This is a genomic window from Paenibacillus oleatilyticus (assembly GCF_018998565.1).
Taxonomy (GTDB): Bacteria; Bacillota; Bacilli; order Paenibacillales; family NBRC-103111; genus Paenibacillus_G; species Paenibacillus_G oleatilyticus.
In genome coordinates this window covers 52,557-67,095 of sequence record NZ_JAHNZO010000019.1, presented here as the reverse complement: position 1 = coordinate 67,095, position 14,539 = coordinate 52,557, and the positions used below count along the sequence as shown (strand labels likewise).

Below are 14,539 nucleotides of genomic sequence, written 5' to 3'. Positions count from 1 at the left end.
TCAGCTTGCCATTACTTGACATAGTTCAGCATTTTCAATACCAGGTTCACCGCTTCGACCCGGGTTACGTTCGCATGGGGCGCGAAACGGTGGTTGTAGCTTGCGCCGACGATGTCGAGCTTATGGGCCGCATCAATGTAGGGCTGCGCCCATGGCGCAATTTGTCCGGCATCCGCGAACGGAAGAGACGCATTCGCTGCCGGCTCGATCTTCAGAGCGCGTACGATCATGACGGCCATTTCGGTCCGGCTAACCTTCCGGTCGCCCGAGAACGTTCCGTCCGCATAACCGCTGATGATGCCCGAGCTTACGACGCTGGCCAAGTTCTCCTTCGCCCATGCGGGAATGCTGTCGAGGTCGGCGAAGCTCAATTCGCCCTGCTCCCCTTTCAGCTTGAGCGCCCGGCTGATCATCGCCGCCACTTCGGCCCGGCTTGTCTCGTTGTCCGGACGGAACGTGCCATCCTCGTAGCCGTTGACGATGCCCAGCGCCGCAGCCCGCTCGATCAGAGCTTTGGCCCAGTGGTCCTCGATGTCGGTCAGCTTCGCAGGTACGATTGCCTTCACCGCAGGCTTGGTTTCCGCCGCCTTAGGCTCTTCCTTCTTCTCCTCTTCCTTCTTGACAGGCTTGATGCTGTCCAAATCGAACGTCATGTCCACGGTGTATATCAGATTATATTTGTCCGGCCAGTCCATTTTGATCCGGGCTTTTTTCGTGCTCGCGTCCTTCACTTCGAACTGAACGACCCGCGTATTTTCTTTTTCATTGGAAGATACGACTTTGACGTCGGCAAACGGATCGGCATCCTTCTCGACCTGATCCCGCTCGACCTGGATCATCGGCATTTCTTTACTTTTGTTCACGGTGAAAGTAACGAGCTTCTTGCCATCTTCCTGAATGGTCAGGTTAGCAGGATGCTTCACCAGATCGTTGATGAACGATTTTTTCGGCGCATTTTTATCTGCCTTCTTATCCGTTTTATTGTCTTCCGTCTTCGCTTGCTCCGGGCTTGTTGCCGAAACAAGCAGCGTATAGTTCATCGTATACTCGCCGGCCTTTAGTGATTTAGGAAACGGCTTGGCGTTCAGGACTTTGGACAAGTTGCCGTTGAGCGGCCTAATGCTGCTTTTGTCGAACGCAAGGTGCACGTCATAGGAATGGAAATAGTTGAAGGCCGCCCAATCTACTTTGACCCAGCCCTTCACCTTCTCATCCAGATTCGGCACTTGGAATTTTACGACCCGCGTGTTTTCTTTCTCATCGGTGCTGACCACGGTCGTGTCGGTCAGACTACCGCCCTGCTCGACTTTGAATTCCGTAATTTCCTTGCTTTGCTTGAGCACAATCGAGACGTATTGCGTCCCGTTCACCACTTGTAAGCTTCCCGGCATTTTCACATAATCCTGCATTACGGATTTGGTATCGGTGCCGTATTTCAACACTTTAAAATCGATGCTGTATATACCGTCGACAAGCCCGTTCGGGCTTTTTCCCGGCGTGACCGGCACGTTCGGGTTAACCGGCCCGGGTCCTCCGGGCGAAGCAGGCACGATGTTGTTCAAAGCGATGCGGAACGAACGCTCCTCTGTTCCGTTATCCTTCGGCACCGCCAGCTTGACGAGATAGGTGGCTGTCACATCGTCGATCTCGTATCGGACATCTGCCGCACCCGAAGCTAACGTACGGGCGGTTTCAGGCTCCGGCGAAGTCGGCGCTTCCTGCGTCGGAATATCCCGGGTCGTCCCGTCGGCGCGCAGCAATTGGAAATTCGCAATCGATACGCCGTTTTTCCGTTGAAACGAGAGGAATTTCTTCCCGTCTTGAACGGTCAATTTCCCGGTATGTTCAAGATACGAGCTAACGGACGAGCCGAAACGGTCGCCGGAGATGACGACGAGATCGAAGCTGTACTGCCCGTTTGCCACGGTCACCGGAGTGCGGGGGCTTGTCACGACCGCAGCTTTAAATCCGGCAATCGCCGCTTCCAGAGCGCCTGCGACCTGATCCACCTGCCCTTGCTCCGCTTCGTCCAGACCGGCTATGGCTTGTGCCTGCCGGATCGCCGTATAAAGCGCGTTCTTGGCTCCATTGGCATATTGACCCGGGAACGTGCCTTCGACCGCTGCGTTATGCAGCGCTTCGGCCTCCGAGATTAGTGCGTTCAACTTCCCTTTCTCGGCCGGGCCCGCTTGAATGGCGAGCGTATACCAGCTGTCGTCTACCTTGAGCCGCCCGTTATGGTTGTTCACCACGACGTCGCTTAACGCAACAAGCGCATAAGTCGCCTGTGTCACCGATTGCGCCTGAAAAGTGAGCGTGATGTACCGATTGTTTACCGGCAAAGGCCGCACGCCTTCGTCCAGGCTGGTCGACAAGCGGACTTGTCCAGGCGCGATCTCGTACTGCTCCGTTAGGCGAAGCCCGTTGATCAACGGGGACGCTTCAACCAACTTCAGCTTGGCCGGATCGAAGCCCAGCGTCAGCCCTTGCGTGTACACCTGCTCGTATACGCTGTTCGTCACGCCGCTCACCCCGAACGTCAGCTTCAACTGCTGTCCGGCTTTCACGGTCGCCGGTCCCGTCAATTCGGAGGACGGGATTTTCTCGGCGTTTGCGGAGTCGAACTTCAAGCGGATTTTGTGCGTTTTTTGGTAAAGCTGTCCGTTGTACGAGGTTTCCACCCGCACTTCGGCATTGACAAGAGCGGTCAGATCGCTCACTTCAAATTCCACCACCCGGGTGTCGTCCGCCGCATTGCGGCTCGCCACGGTGGCATCGAGCATCACGCCGCCCTGCTCCACCTTGAATTGCGGAATGATCGAGCTCTGCTTCACCGTGAAGGATACCTTCTTGCGCCCCTGCTGAACCGTAAGCTTGCCCGGTTTAGCCAAGTACGAATCCATGCCCGACGTCTGATCCGCCGTCGCATGAAGCGCTGTAAACGGAAGGCGGTATATGCCGTCCTTCGCCGGATCGGGATTTGCGGTATTCACCGATGCTTTGAACGCATCGAGGGCTGCTTGCAGCGCAGCCGCCGCCTTGTTCAGCTGCGCCTGCGCAGGCGATGCGCTGTCGGCGACAGCCTTGGCTTGTGCAATCGCCGAGCTCAATTTGCTCCTGGAGCCTGCGGGATACTGCCCCTTCAGGCTGCCTTCCACGGCGGTATCGTGCGCCGATTGCGCTTGGGTAACGAGCGCCGTCAGCCGGCTCTTGTCCCCCGGCTCCGCTACGAGGGTGTCCGTATCGAAAACGATACGCACCGTATAATAATTGTCGTAGACAAAGTCGGGCATGCCCGGCAAGCCGATAATTTTCACATGGATCTTGGCATTCAGCTTCGCCGACACATCCGGCACTTCGAACTTCACGACTCTCGTATTGTTGACTTCGTCCCGACTTACGACTTCCGCATCGACGAATTGTCCGTTGTTCTCCGTCTTGAAATATTGCCACCAGCTGCTGTTAAGCAAAGTGATGGATGCGAATTGCTTCCCGTCCTTCACTTCCAGCTTGGCCTGAACCGGCTTCGGAAGGTAATCGTTCACCATCGACGGCTCGTCCTTATCTTCCTTCAGCACGGTTAAACCGATCGTATAGCTGCCCTCCTCAAGCGAGGGGGCTGCACCGGCAAGCGGAATTTGAACCGCAGCGAGAAATACGAAGACGGCTAGAAAAACGGATAAAGCTTTCTGTAAAGTCCTGCTCAAAGTCATAACGCTCCTTTGTTGTCTCATAAATAAACCGGGGATCAAGCTCCCCTTGCTTTCCTGGCCGCAGCGGATTACAGGTGCTTCTTAGCTACAACGACGCGCCTGGATGACTTGCTTATTGCGGTTTAATGGTGCTCGTATTGTATTGAAGTTGAACGTTGTACTTGTGGTCGTAAGGGAACGGCAGCGTTGTAATTTTCACATGCGTGTACACGTTCGTTTTGGCCGTTAAATCGGATACCGGGAATTTAACGACGCGGGTGTTGGCTGCCGGGTCCGTGCTTACCACGGTTGCGTCAACGTAGCTTCCGTTCTGCTCGGTTTTGAAAAATTGAATCCAATCGCTGTTTTTCAACGTAACCGAGACGAATTTGCTGCCGTTGATCACTTCCAGCTTAGCTGGCTTCTGGAGATAGCCGTCCATGGTGGACGTTTGGTTGGTTTGATCCTTCAACACGGTGAACTCAACCGTATAAGTTCCGTCAGCAAGCGCAGGATTGGCTCCGGCCATCGGGGCCTGAACGAAGGTCAGCAGCGCAAACATCATCATAAACACGGCAATGGCTTTGGTAAATTGCTTTCTCAAAGGGATTCTCTCCTTTTAGGGTCCAGTGGTTTTGGAGGCTGCGGACCAGATAGCATGCTGAAATGAAGAACAAAGCTGTAAAGAAAGCAAGGGGCGCTTGATCCCCGGTTTGCGGGTTGTCGGCTGACAGCATGACTTTGTCCGCCGGCTGCTTGGCAGCGTCGGCTGTCGCCACAGGCTTCGTGCTCGCAGCCGGAGCTGTCGCACCGGCCTTCGCGCCTTTGTCGGCGCCGGTCTTCTCCGCAGCCGCAGTCGAAGCGCCTGCTTTATCTGAGGCTGCTTTTGCTGCCGATTCGACTTTCTTTAACTTCTTCGTATCGAAAATAAAACGGATCGTGTAATCATGGTCGTAGTTAATCGATTCGACCGTCACATGAATTTTGGAAAGCAACGGCTTGGACAAATCGTCAAGCTTGAATTCGACAACTCGGGTGTCTTCGTTCTCATCGCTTTTGATTACCTTCGCATCGGCAAAATCGCCTTTGTCCGGCACTTTGAACATAGTGATCCATTTGCTGTGATTCATTTGAATTTGCGCGGTGATCTCGCCTTTGTTCACCTGCAAGGTCGCCGGCTTCTCGAAATAATCGTTCGCCATCGAAGCCGACTCGTTCTCCGCCTTGACAATGGTGTAGTCAACCGTATACGTACCGTCGGCCAAGTCGGAAGCGGCTTGCGCTCCCGGCGCAAAGAACAGGCTCAGGACGAACGGCAGCGTCAAAAAAAAGGAGGATAAAGCTAATGACCTTTTCACGTTGTACGGGCTTCCTTTCCGGTTAGTTTACAGAAAAATCATTGATAATCATTATCATCAATATTGATTATCATTCTCAATTAGAACTCAAAAAAAATGATCCCTTCCGGCTTCTTCTGTTGTTCTTTTCGTGATTGTCTGAACATGGCATCCCTCCCTTATTTCAGTTTTGGAAATATTTAGACGAAATTTTATCCGACAGGTTGATCTTATTCCAGATTCAAGGAAATTGTCAACCCAAATTATTGGCGGGAATTAAAAATTCAGTTACTCTATCACGCTCAAAAAATAATTTGGATAAATCCCTCAACACCCCATTGACATTGAAAGTGATAATCATTATCATTTGTTTCGATCATACAATCTAATATCCGGCTCCGCCAGATAGGAGGACGCAAGTGAAACGATTGTGGCCTATAGGCATGGCCATTCTGCTGCTCGGGGCGGCCGGATGCAGTCCGGGGCCTTCCACGGGGAGCGGTGCCACGGCTGCGCCGTCCGAGGCGAAGCCGTCTGCTGCGAAGGCGGCCGATACGAAGCTATCCGTCCAAGATTTTGCCGGACGCAGCGTGACCTTCCCTACCATCCCGACCAAAATCGCCGCATTAAGCAACGGTGAGGTGGATATTATTTATGCATTGGGCGGCAAGGTCGTGGGACGGCCGACGTCGGCAGGACCGGCGGCCGTCAAAGAAGCGGCCGGCGCGGAGCAGATCGGCAGCACCCACGGCATCGATCTCGAAAAAATCGCTGCGCTGGATGCGGATGTCGTGCTCGGCAACCATCCGTTGAACACGAAAGACATTCCTTCGGTCGAAGGCATCGGCTCCAAGATGCTGCTGACCTCCGCCAATTCGATCGGCGATATCAAGAAGCAGATCGCTTTGTTCGGCCAACTGCTGCAGAAGGAAGACAAAGCCCGGGAGCTGAACGAAAGCATCGAGGCGAAGCTCAAGGAAACCGGTTCCGGCTCGACCGGTCCCAAACCGAGAGTCTTGCTCGTTTACGGTGCTCCGGGCACCTACATGGCTGCGCTGGGCAACTCCTTAAGCGGAGACATTTTGGCGAAGGCCGGAGGGGAAAATATTGCTGCGGACTATCCGAAGCTGGAAAACTATCCGCAGTATGCTCAATTGAATACCGAAAAAATCATCCAATCGAACCCGCAGCTGGTTCTGTTAATGAGCCACGGCAATCCCGAGAAGGTCAAGGACGGCTTCTTGAAGGAAATGCAGCAAAATGCCGCCTGGAACAGCCTGGACGCCGTCAAGCATAACCGCGTGGAGGTTCTACCGTCCGACCTGTTCGGCACGAATCCCGGCACCCGGGTTATTGAAGCGCTTGACCGGCTGAAAGCCTTGCTTCAAGCCGTGAAGTGACGCCCGATGAATAAACAACAACGCCTCTTGAGAAGAAAGCTGCTATGTATTGCGGCACCGCTCCTTCTCCTCGCCGTAGCTTTTTATGGCATCGCCTACGGGTCTGTCTCTCTGTCGCTTAAGGAGGTATGGACGGTCTTTACGGCGAACGGCCCGCCTGCGCACGAGAAAATCGTCATGAATCTAAGGGTTCCCCGCGTGCTCGTCGGCATGCTGACCGGCGCATGCCTGGCCGCAGCCGGTGCGCTGCTCCAGGGCGTGATGAAAAATCCGCTGGCCGACCCGGGCATTATCGGCGTCTCGGCGGGCGGAGGCCTTGCTGCCATCTTGGCGATGATCGTGTTTCCGCAGCTCAGCTATTTGCTGCCCGCTCTCGCTTTTCTGGGGGCGCTGATCACCTCCGTGGTCATCTATGGGCTGGCGTGGAATAAAGGGGCCTCGCCTCTCAAAATCATTTTGGCCGGCGTCGCGATCAATGCGCTGCTAGGCGCCGTAACTAATGGGCTAATGGTGACGTACAGCGACCGGGTGCAAGCCGTTCTGCCCTGGCTGGCGGGCGGGCTAAGCGGCCGGAGCTGGCATCATTTGCAGTTCATGGCGCCCTACGCCATCACAGGGCTGGCTTTGTCCGTCCTTGCGATCAAGCCGGCCAACCTGCTGCTGCTCGGAGACGATGCAGCCAAGCTGCTGGGCCAGAAGGTGGAGGTGCAGCGCCTGCTGCTGATCCTGTTGTCGTCCTTATTGGCCGGGGCTGCCGTCAGCGTCGCCGGATTGGTCGGCTTTGTCGGCCTGGTCGTGCCTCACGCCATCCGGCTGCTGGCCGGCGAAGATTACCGCTTCCTCCTTCCGCTGTCCATCGTGGGAGGCGCAGCGCTTGTCGTGCTGGCCGATACGATCGCGCGCTCGTGGTTCGACCCCATCGAGCTGCCCGTCGGCATCTTGCTCGCAGGTCTGGGAGCGCCGTTCTTTTTATTTTTGTTGAAGAAACGGGGAATCGTGTGATGACCGCCACCGCTATTCATACGGACCATCTGGAATTCCATGTCGGCGCCTTCCGGCTTCGGGACGTTACGGTCTCGATCCCGAAAGGCAAGCTGACGGCGATCGTCGGGCCTAACGGCTCCGGAAAATCCACTCTATTAAAAATTATAGCGCAATTGCTGAAAGCCGATCAGGGAGAAGTTTACGTTCATAACCGGCAAGCCAAGACCTATAAATCGATCGAGTTTGCCCAAACCGTAGCGATGCTTACCCAATCCAAAGGCCAGCTTCCCGAGCTGACCGTGCGGGAGCTGGTCGCTTACGGCCGCTCCCCATACAAACGTATGTTCGAACGCATGACGGCGGACGACGAGCGGATTATCGATTGGGCGCTGGACCTAACGGGCACCGCAAAAGCAGAACAACAGATGTTCCACACTTTATCGGGAGGTGAGCAGCAAAAAGTCCGGATCGCCATGGCCTTGGCCCAAAAAACGAATATTCTGCTGCTGGATGAGCCTACCACTTATCTGGATCTCGCCCATCAGCTCGATGTGATGGAAATGCTGCAAAGGATCAATGAGACGCACCAGTTGACGATTGTCATGGTGCTGCACGATCTTCAGCAAGCCGCCAATTATTGCGATTATCTCATTGCGATGAAGCACGGACACGTGGTAGGGTCCGGAAATCCGAAAGAAATCATCAATCCGCAATTTTTGCAGGACGTATACGCCATCGAAGCCAAAGTCGCCTTCGACGACGACTATCCTGTTATCATTCCGATTCGAAAAACCTGTAAACCTAAGGAGGAAATCATATGGTCATTGTAACGAATACGTCCCACATCACGAAGGGCAACGCGCATAAGCTGATCGAACGGTTCGACAAGGTCGGAAAAGTGGAATATATGGAAGGCTTTCTCGGCCTGGAGGTGCTGCTGACGGAAAATACGCCGGAATACGACGAAGTGACGGTCAGCACCCGCTGGAGTAAAAAAGAGGATTTTCAAGCGTGGACCCGCAGCGAAGCGTTCCGGGAGGCGCACTCCCACCGCGGAGGCATGCCGGATTATATTATTTCCAACAAAATCTCGTTCTATGACGTCAAAATCGTAAGACAGCCCATCGCCGCAGGCTGATGAAGCAGGAGAGAGCGACCGCTTAGGCGGCCGCCCTCTCCTTTTCTATATCGTCACTTCACAAAAGGAAACAACAGCTTCTGGTTGTCCGACCAGAACATGTTGTCCTGATCGATCACCTTCGTTCCGGTATCGAAGCGGGCGGGCACCTTTTTGCCCTCCAAGGCTTCGACCGCATATTTGACGCCCAGATACCCCATGCTGAACGGATTCTGGATAATCGTCGCCTGAATGACGCCTTCCTGCAGCGATTCGATATTTTCGGCCGTGCTATCGAACGTGACGGCCTTTACTTTTCCTTCCAGTCCCAGCTCCCCGATCGCCCGAACAACCTCGATGGACGAAACGGCATGCAGCGCGACGATCCCGTCTACCGGCTCCTGAAGAAGCCTGCGGATTTGCCGGGCGCACGGAGCGGGGTCCGAGGCGCACTCGACCTGCTCCACCACCTTCATCTGGCTGTGCTTGGCGAGTTCGTCCAGCACGCCCTGCTCCCGCTGCTCGGTCGTCCTCACGCTCGGCTTGAAGCCGATCACCGCGATACGCCCCCGGTTCCCGACGAGCGATGCCATTTTGAGCCCGGCCTTGCGCCCGGCCTCGAAGTTATCAATGCCAATGAAGCTGCGTACCCGCGGCGAGTCGATCTCCGTGTCGATGGCGATGACCGGCATGCCTCGCTCCGCGGCCTGCCCGGCCGCTTCCGCCAGCGCCCGATCGTCGTTGGCCGCCAGCACCAGCGCATCCCGCTTATAGTTGACCGCTTCGTTCACCAGCTGAATTTGGCCCTGCACGTCCTCTTCCTGCTTGGGCGCCCCGACCGACAGCTCGACGCCGAATTCTTTTGCCGCCGCTTCCGCGCCCGTACGCACCGTTTTCCAATAATCGCTGTTCTGCGTTTTAAGCACAAGCGCAATTTGTTTCTTGGACTCGGAGATGTGCGGCTCGGTATTCTCGCTCCCGCAAGAGGCGAGCAGCAGGAGGCCCCAAAAGGCTGCAAGCAGCACCGGAACCGTTCGAAATGCTGCGCTTCCCCTTGTCATCGTTCCTCCGCCCCTTCCGTTCGTACGGCCGGAATCCACAGCGTCACCGTCGTGCCTTCCTCCAGTTGGCTTTCGATCTCCAGCCCGTAGGCTTCGCCATAGCCAAGCCTGATCCGCTCATGCACGTTACGCAGACCGACAGATGAGCCTTCGCCGCCTGCCGCCTCGCCCGTCAGCAGCCGCTCCAGCTTCTCCGCCGGGATGCCGAGCCCGTTGTCGATGACCCGCAGCCGCACCTTTTCCCCGACGAGTTCGGCGGTGATCCGGATGAAGCCTTCATCCGCCATCATTTCGATGCCGTGGTAGATTGCGTTCTCCACGATCGGCTGCAAAATCAGCTTCAGCGTCCGGCAGCTCAGGACCTCCGGCTCCGCTTCGAATGCGAACTCGAATTTGTTCTTGTAGCGCATTTTCTGGATGATCAAATAATTGCGGACATGCTCCAGCTCGTCCTGTATGGAGATGACGGTCTGGCCTTTGCTGAGGCTGATGCGGAAAAATTTCGACAGCGCCGTAATCATCGTAATGACCTCTTCGCTCTTGCCTCCGCCAGCCAGCCGCACGACGGAATTCAGCGTATTATACAGAAAATGCGGGTGAATCTGCGCCTGCAGCACCTCAAGCTCGCCTCGGCGCTTCGCTTCCTGCTCGCGGATGATTTGGCCCATCAGCTCGCGGATGCGGGCCACCATATAATTGAAGCGGCGCGACAGCCGCCCCACCTCGTCGTCGCCCTGCACCTGGATGTGAATGTCGAACACGCCCTGCTCCACCTTGCTCATCGAACGCTCCAGCCGGCGGATCGGCTGCGAGATTTTGGCCGACATGAACGCCGAGATCAGCAGCACGAAGACGACGACAAAGAGCAGCAGCCAGGCGATAAAGCCGCCGATTTCCTTTTTGGCGGTCACGATTTCGTCCATGTAAGAAACGCCGATAATTTTCCAGCCGATGTTATTGACCGTTGCGATGGTGATCAGCCGCTTGTCGCCGCTGGAGGAATCGAGATAATTGCCGTACGTATATTTGAGCGCCTGCTCCACATTCTCGTATTTCAGGCCGATATAAATGAGCTGCTGCTGAGGATGGTACACGATGTTGCCTGCGGACTCGTCGATGATGTACACGTAGCCTTTCTTCCCCAGACTGACCCGGCGGCACAAGTCGTCGATCGTCTTGAAGTTGAAATCGACGAGCAGCACGGCGTTCCGCTTTTCGCCGCCGTGTTCGATCGTAATCTGCTTGCTCATCGACACGACCCACGTATATTTGCCCTTGTACAGGTTCTGGATGTGCGGCAGCGAAAAGGTCAGATGGTTCGGGTTCTCCAGCGCCGTCTTGAACCAGCTCTGCTCGGTCAGCTTCGTGTTTTTGCGCATGTCCATGACCGGAAGCCCCGCAATCGGCTCGCCGTCCGCCGTAAAAAGCGCCATCGATACGATATCCGTGCGGCTGTCCAGAATCATCCCGAGCTGATCGGTCAGCCGTTCGCCCGCCACGACGGAATTCATCCACACCTTTTGTTCCACGGTCTGAAACACCTGCGACATATTTTGCAAGTAATTTTCAAGGTTGTATTTGACCTGCGCGACGATCTGTTCATTACTGAGAAACGTATTCTGCTCCGCCGTCTTCGTAAATTTGTTGTACAGCATCACGCTGACGAACGCCATCACAAGCAGCGTCAGCAGCGTAAACGACGCGGTAATGATCACCTGAATGCTCTTGACCTTCCACGTATAGACAACGGATGCGGCCATCCGCCGAAGCCCCCGGGCCACCCGCTTCATCCGCGCTGTCCCTCCATGGCGGCGCTGCGGTATTCCTTCGGCGAGACGCCGACATGCTTGCGGAAGCTGAAGCTGAAATAGTTCGGCTCCGCATATCCGACCCGCTCGGCGATCTCGAACGCTTTGAGGTCAGTTGTCCGCAGCAGCTCCTTCGCCGCTTCCATCCGAATGTGCATCAGGTAGCTCACGAACGTCATTTTCGCTTCTTTCTTGAAAATGCTGCTGAAATAGCCCGCGCTGATATGCAGATGGCTGCACACTTTCTGGATCGAAATGTCGGTCTCGTGGAAATGGCTCTTCGTATACTCGATGGCCTGCTCCACCAGCGATTTGTACGCATACTGCCGCTGGCTTGCGATGCTGTTCATGATGGCGGTGCACAGCCCGAGAATGCGGCTCTTCGCTTCCTGCAGGCTCGCGAACTTGTGCAGCTCCGCGAACGGTACGAAGTCCGTCCCGAGCACCGCATCCAAATCGACGTTCGCGTCTTTGGCCGCTTTGAGAATGGCGGTTAACATTTCCATCAAGTAAATCTGGTAATCCTTGAACGACACCTGCGTTTCGCCGATGCCGTGAAACAAGCCGTCCACCGTCTCCTGAATTTCCTGCGGGGTGCCGACCTTCAGACAGCGGATCAATGCATGCTCCTTCAATTCGTCGAAGCGCAGCTTCTCGACGAAACGCGTCTCCACGTCGTCGATGCAAATGATCCGGTTGCTGCCGAGAATGCCGCGGTAATCGAGCGCCAATACCGCATCCTTGTACGAATAGGATACGTCCGTCAATTCGCCGCATACGGTACCGACGCCAATCGTGACGGTAAATTTCAAATATTTCGCAATGCTCTGCCGGATGTCCTCCAGCGCAGTAAGCGTTTTCTTAAGTGTGGAAGCTTCGCCCTCCGGCACCTGTCCGGCTACCGTCAAAAGCACCAAGTAATCGTTGTGCAAAAACACCCGCCCCAGCCGGTGCTTCTCGACGATTTCTTCGGCAATGTTCAGCACGGCGAAGCGCTTCAGCTCCGTGTCCTTCGAACCTCTCAGCGAGGCTTCGGCCGCTCCCTCCGCGTCCTCGCTGTCGCCCGTATCCATACTGATGACGGATACGACGTAGGCGTCCGCCGCCAGCTCCAGATTGTAGCTGCGGCACTTCTCCTCGATTTCGCGCCGCGGCAGCTTCCGCGCGACCAGCGAGGCCAAGAAAACCTCGCGCAGCACGGGCAGACTTCTGCGGTAGTGCTCCTGCAGCGTCTGGACGTTTTCCTTCTCCGCCGCTTCTTCGTCAATCCGGCGCTTGATCTTCGCCAGCACGTCGATCAGCTCCTGCGCCGAATACGGCTTGAGCACATATTCGTCGATATGCAGCTTGACCGCTTTTTGCGCATATTCGAACTCGTCGAAACCGGTCAGGATGACAATCTTCGTCGCTTCGTACCGCTGCCTGATCCACGCCGCCAGCTGCAGCCCGTCCATAAACGGCATGCGGATGTCGGTGACGACCACGTCCGGCACCTGCCGTTCGAACAGCTCCGCCGCCTCCTGACCGTTTTCCGCGGTTTCGATCACTTCAAATCCGTGGCGGGCCCAGTCGATCTCCCGCAGGATGCCTTCGCGCACATCTTCTTCGTCTTCCACAAGCATGAGCTTATACATCGGTCACGGCCTCACTTTGCGCCGCTGCGGGAGCTAGCGCCTCCCGGCTTCGGCAGGTTTTCGAAATCTCGTGATACCAATGTACCAGAAGGTCGCCTCGTTTGAAAAGTGGAGGAATGAGGTCCCCGCTACTTCCGGCACACCGCCACGCCGATAAAATACCGGATGCCGTCCCGCGGCTTCTCGAAGGTCACGCCCCGCTGGTAGTAGATGTCCACCTCCGCAAACCCGGTGAACAACTCCTCGAACTCGCTCGGTGTCAACTGGTGAACATGAAACGGTTCGCTGGTCGGCATGCCCCGCCCCCGGCCGAACGGGCTGGACAAGACCAGAATTCCCCCCGGCTTCAGCATGCGGTAGAGGTTGAGCATAAACGTCCTGTCGTCCTCCAGGTGCTCGATCGTTTCAAAGCTCAAGATCGTATCGAACAGGCCGAGCCGCTCCGGAAGCCCCGGGTCTGTCGCGTCCCCTTGCACATACGTCACCTTCTGATGATGGTACTCCCGGCTTGCGTACCGCAGCGTCTCCTCATCGTTGTCGACGGCGACGATTTCCGTCACTTCCCGCTTCCGCTCCTTGGCCGTCATATGGCTCCCGTACCCGGTTCCGCACGCAATGTCCAGTACCCGCCCCTGCACATATGGAGCAGCAAAATAATATCTCGCGATATGCTCCAGCAGCATGCCGTTCGTCGGCTTCATCTGCTTCGGAATAATTCGCTCTCCCGTCCATTCGAGCATCCTCATCACCTCACTCGGAACAAAAAAGACCGCCCATCCAAGTTAACAACTTGAACGGCGGCTGTCAAATTCGTGCCTATTCCTCTTGACCGGTCTTGACCGGACGTTGATCCGGCGCCGAATTCACCAGCACCGGCAGCATTCTCGTATCGCTAACCATAGCGGACTGGCACAATGGACACGTCGGGTTATGCTCGAACATAAAATTGTCCCGCATCCACCCGTTGCAGTCTTCTTTCGTACAGGACCAGATCTTGGTCTCTTCCTTGGGGACTTCCTCAAACATCTTTTTACGATAATTCACGGCCATTCCCCTTTCCGATCTCAATACTAAAAGAAAAACCGCCCCTAACTTGCGTTAGAAGCGGGCTTGCTGCTTAGTAAACTTTTACAACGTTCTCGGCTTGCGGTCCGCGGTTGCCTTGAACAACGTTGAATTCAACGCGTTGGCCTTCGTCCAGGGACTTGAAGCCTTCGCCTTGGATCGCGCTGAAATGCACGAATACGTCGCTGCCGCCTTCAACTTCGATGAAGCCGTAGCCTTTCTCTGCGTTAAACCATTTTACTGTACCTGTTTGCATGGGTGTGACCTCCACAATTAATAAATTTAATATGCTCATTTTTAACCAAAATTAAAAAATTCACACATTGAAAAAAGTATCATGTAAAAAATGTCACCTTTTTCAATATGTGAATTCCGGTTTCATTTATAAACATTTATTTCATTTTACCACATTCCGTACGTAAAGGCAAATATCGCCGCCGG

Annotated in this window: 13 protein-coding genes; 4 read left to right on the top strand and 9 right to left on the bottom strand. The window is 55.3% G+C overall.

Translation table 11 applies throughout. The features are described 5' to 3' along the window. Positions 1–11: 11 nt before the first annotated feature. The 3 genes from KQX66_RS22720 to isdC form a co-directional block, all read right to left on the bottom strand. Positions 12–3,707, bottom strand: a complete 3,696-nt coding sequence (locus tag KQX66_RS22720) for an NEAT domain-containing protein (protein WP_216795086.1) — start codon at positions 3,705–3,707, stop codon at positions 12–14. 118 nt (positions 3,708–3,825) lie between these two features. After that, entirely contained in the window at positions 3,826–4,296 is a 471-nt protein-coding gene (locus KQX66_RS22715; protein ID WP_253957368.1) for an NEAT domain-containing protein, read from the bottom strand. Further along, entirely contained in the window at positions 4,193–5,050 is an 858-nt protein-coding gene (gene isdC, locus KQX66_RS22710) for a heme uptake protein IsdC (RefSeq protein WP_216795085.1), read from the bottom strand. Before isdC ends, KQX66_RS22715 begins: the two co-directional genes overlap by 104 nt. 422 nt (positions 5,051–5,472) lie before the next feature. On the opposite strand from isdC, the gene KQX66_RS22705 reads away from it, so the two are divergent. The 4 genes from KQX66_RS22705 to isdG are packed head-to-tail and all read left to right on the top strand — an operon-like array spanning position 5,473 to position 8,551. Further along, entirely contained in the window at positions 5,473–6,429 is a 957-nt protein-coding gene (locus tag KQX66_RS22705) for an ABC transporter substrate-binding protein (RefSeq protein ID WP_216795165.1), read from the top strand. Positions 6,430–6,435: 6 nt separating this feature from the next. Further along, on the top strand, positions 6,436–7,431 hold the full coding sequence (locus KQX66_RS22700) for a FecCD family ABC transporter permease (RefSeq protein WP_216795084.1): 996 nt from the start codon (positions 6,436–6,438) through the stop codon (positions 7,429–7,431). Continuing rightward, positions 7,431–8,243, top strand: a complete 813-nt coding sequence (locus KQX66_RS22695) for an ABC transporter ATP-binding protein (RefSeq protein ID WP_216795083.1) — start codon at positions 7,431–7,433, stop codon at positions 8,241–8,243. Before KQX66_RS22700 ends, KQX66_RS22695 begins: the two co-directional genes overlap by 1 nt. Continuing rightward, positions 8,231–8,551 (top strand): heme oxygenase, encoded by a 321-nt coding sequence (isdG, locus tag KQX66_RS22690; RefSeq protein WP_054977710.1) that lies wholly within the window; start codon positions 8,231–8,233, stop codon positions 8,549–8,551. The genes KQX66_RS22695 and isdG overlap by 13 nt, the downstream gene beginning before the upstream one ends. A gap of 53 nt (positions 8,552–8,604) precedes the next feature. Here isdG and KQX66_RS22685 read toward each other — a convergent pair whose 3' ends face one another. From KQX66_RS22685 to KQX66_RS22660, 6 genes are all read right to left on the bottom strand, one after another. Beyond that, positions 8,605–9,591, bottom strand: a complete 987-nt coding sequence (locus KQX66_RS22685; RefSeq protein ID WP_216795082.1) for a substrate-binding domain-containing protein — start codon at positions 9,589–9,591, stop codon at positions 8,605–8,607. Next, the gene (locus tag KQX66_RS22680) at positions 9,588–11,381 is read right to left on the bottom strand and encodes a cache domain-containing sensor histidine kinase (protein ID WP_253957367.1); all 1,794 of its coding nucleotides are present in this window, start codon (positions 11,379–11,381) and stop codon (positions 9,588–9,590) included. The genes KQX66_RS22685 and KQX66_RS22680 overlap by 4 nt, the downstream gene beginning before the upstream one ends. Then, positions 11,378–13,033, bottom strand: a complete 1,656-nt coding sequence (locus KQX66_RS22675; RefSeq protein WP_216795080.1) for a response regulator transcription factor — start codon at positions 13,031–13,033, stop codon at positions 11,378–11,380. The genes KQX66_RS22680 and KQX66_RS22675 overlap by 4 nt, the downstream gene beginning before the upstream one ends. Positions 13,034–13,161: 128 nt before the next feature. Further along, positions 13,162–13,773, bottom strand: a complete 612-nt coding sequence (locus KQX66_RS22670; protein ID WP_216795079.1) for a class I SAM-dependent methyltransferase — start codon at positions 13,771–13,773, stop codon at positions 13,162–13,164. Between the two features lie 76 nt (positions 13,774–13,849). Then, the gene (locus tag KQX66_RS22665) at positions 13,850–14,077 is read right to left on the bottom strand and encodes a cold-shock protein (protein WP_216795078.1); all 228 of its coding nucleotides are present in this window, start codon (positions 14,075–14,077) and stop codon (positions 13,850–13,852) included. Between the two features lie 73 nt (positions 14,078–14,150). Next, positions 14,151–14,354, bottom strand: coding sequence for a cold-shock protein (locus KQX66_RS22660; protein WP_010495688.1), 204 nt, complete (start codon positions 14,352–14,354; stop codon positions 14,151–14,153). Positions 14,355–14,539 lie beyond the last annotated feature (185 nt).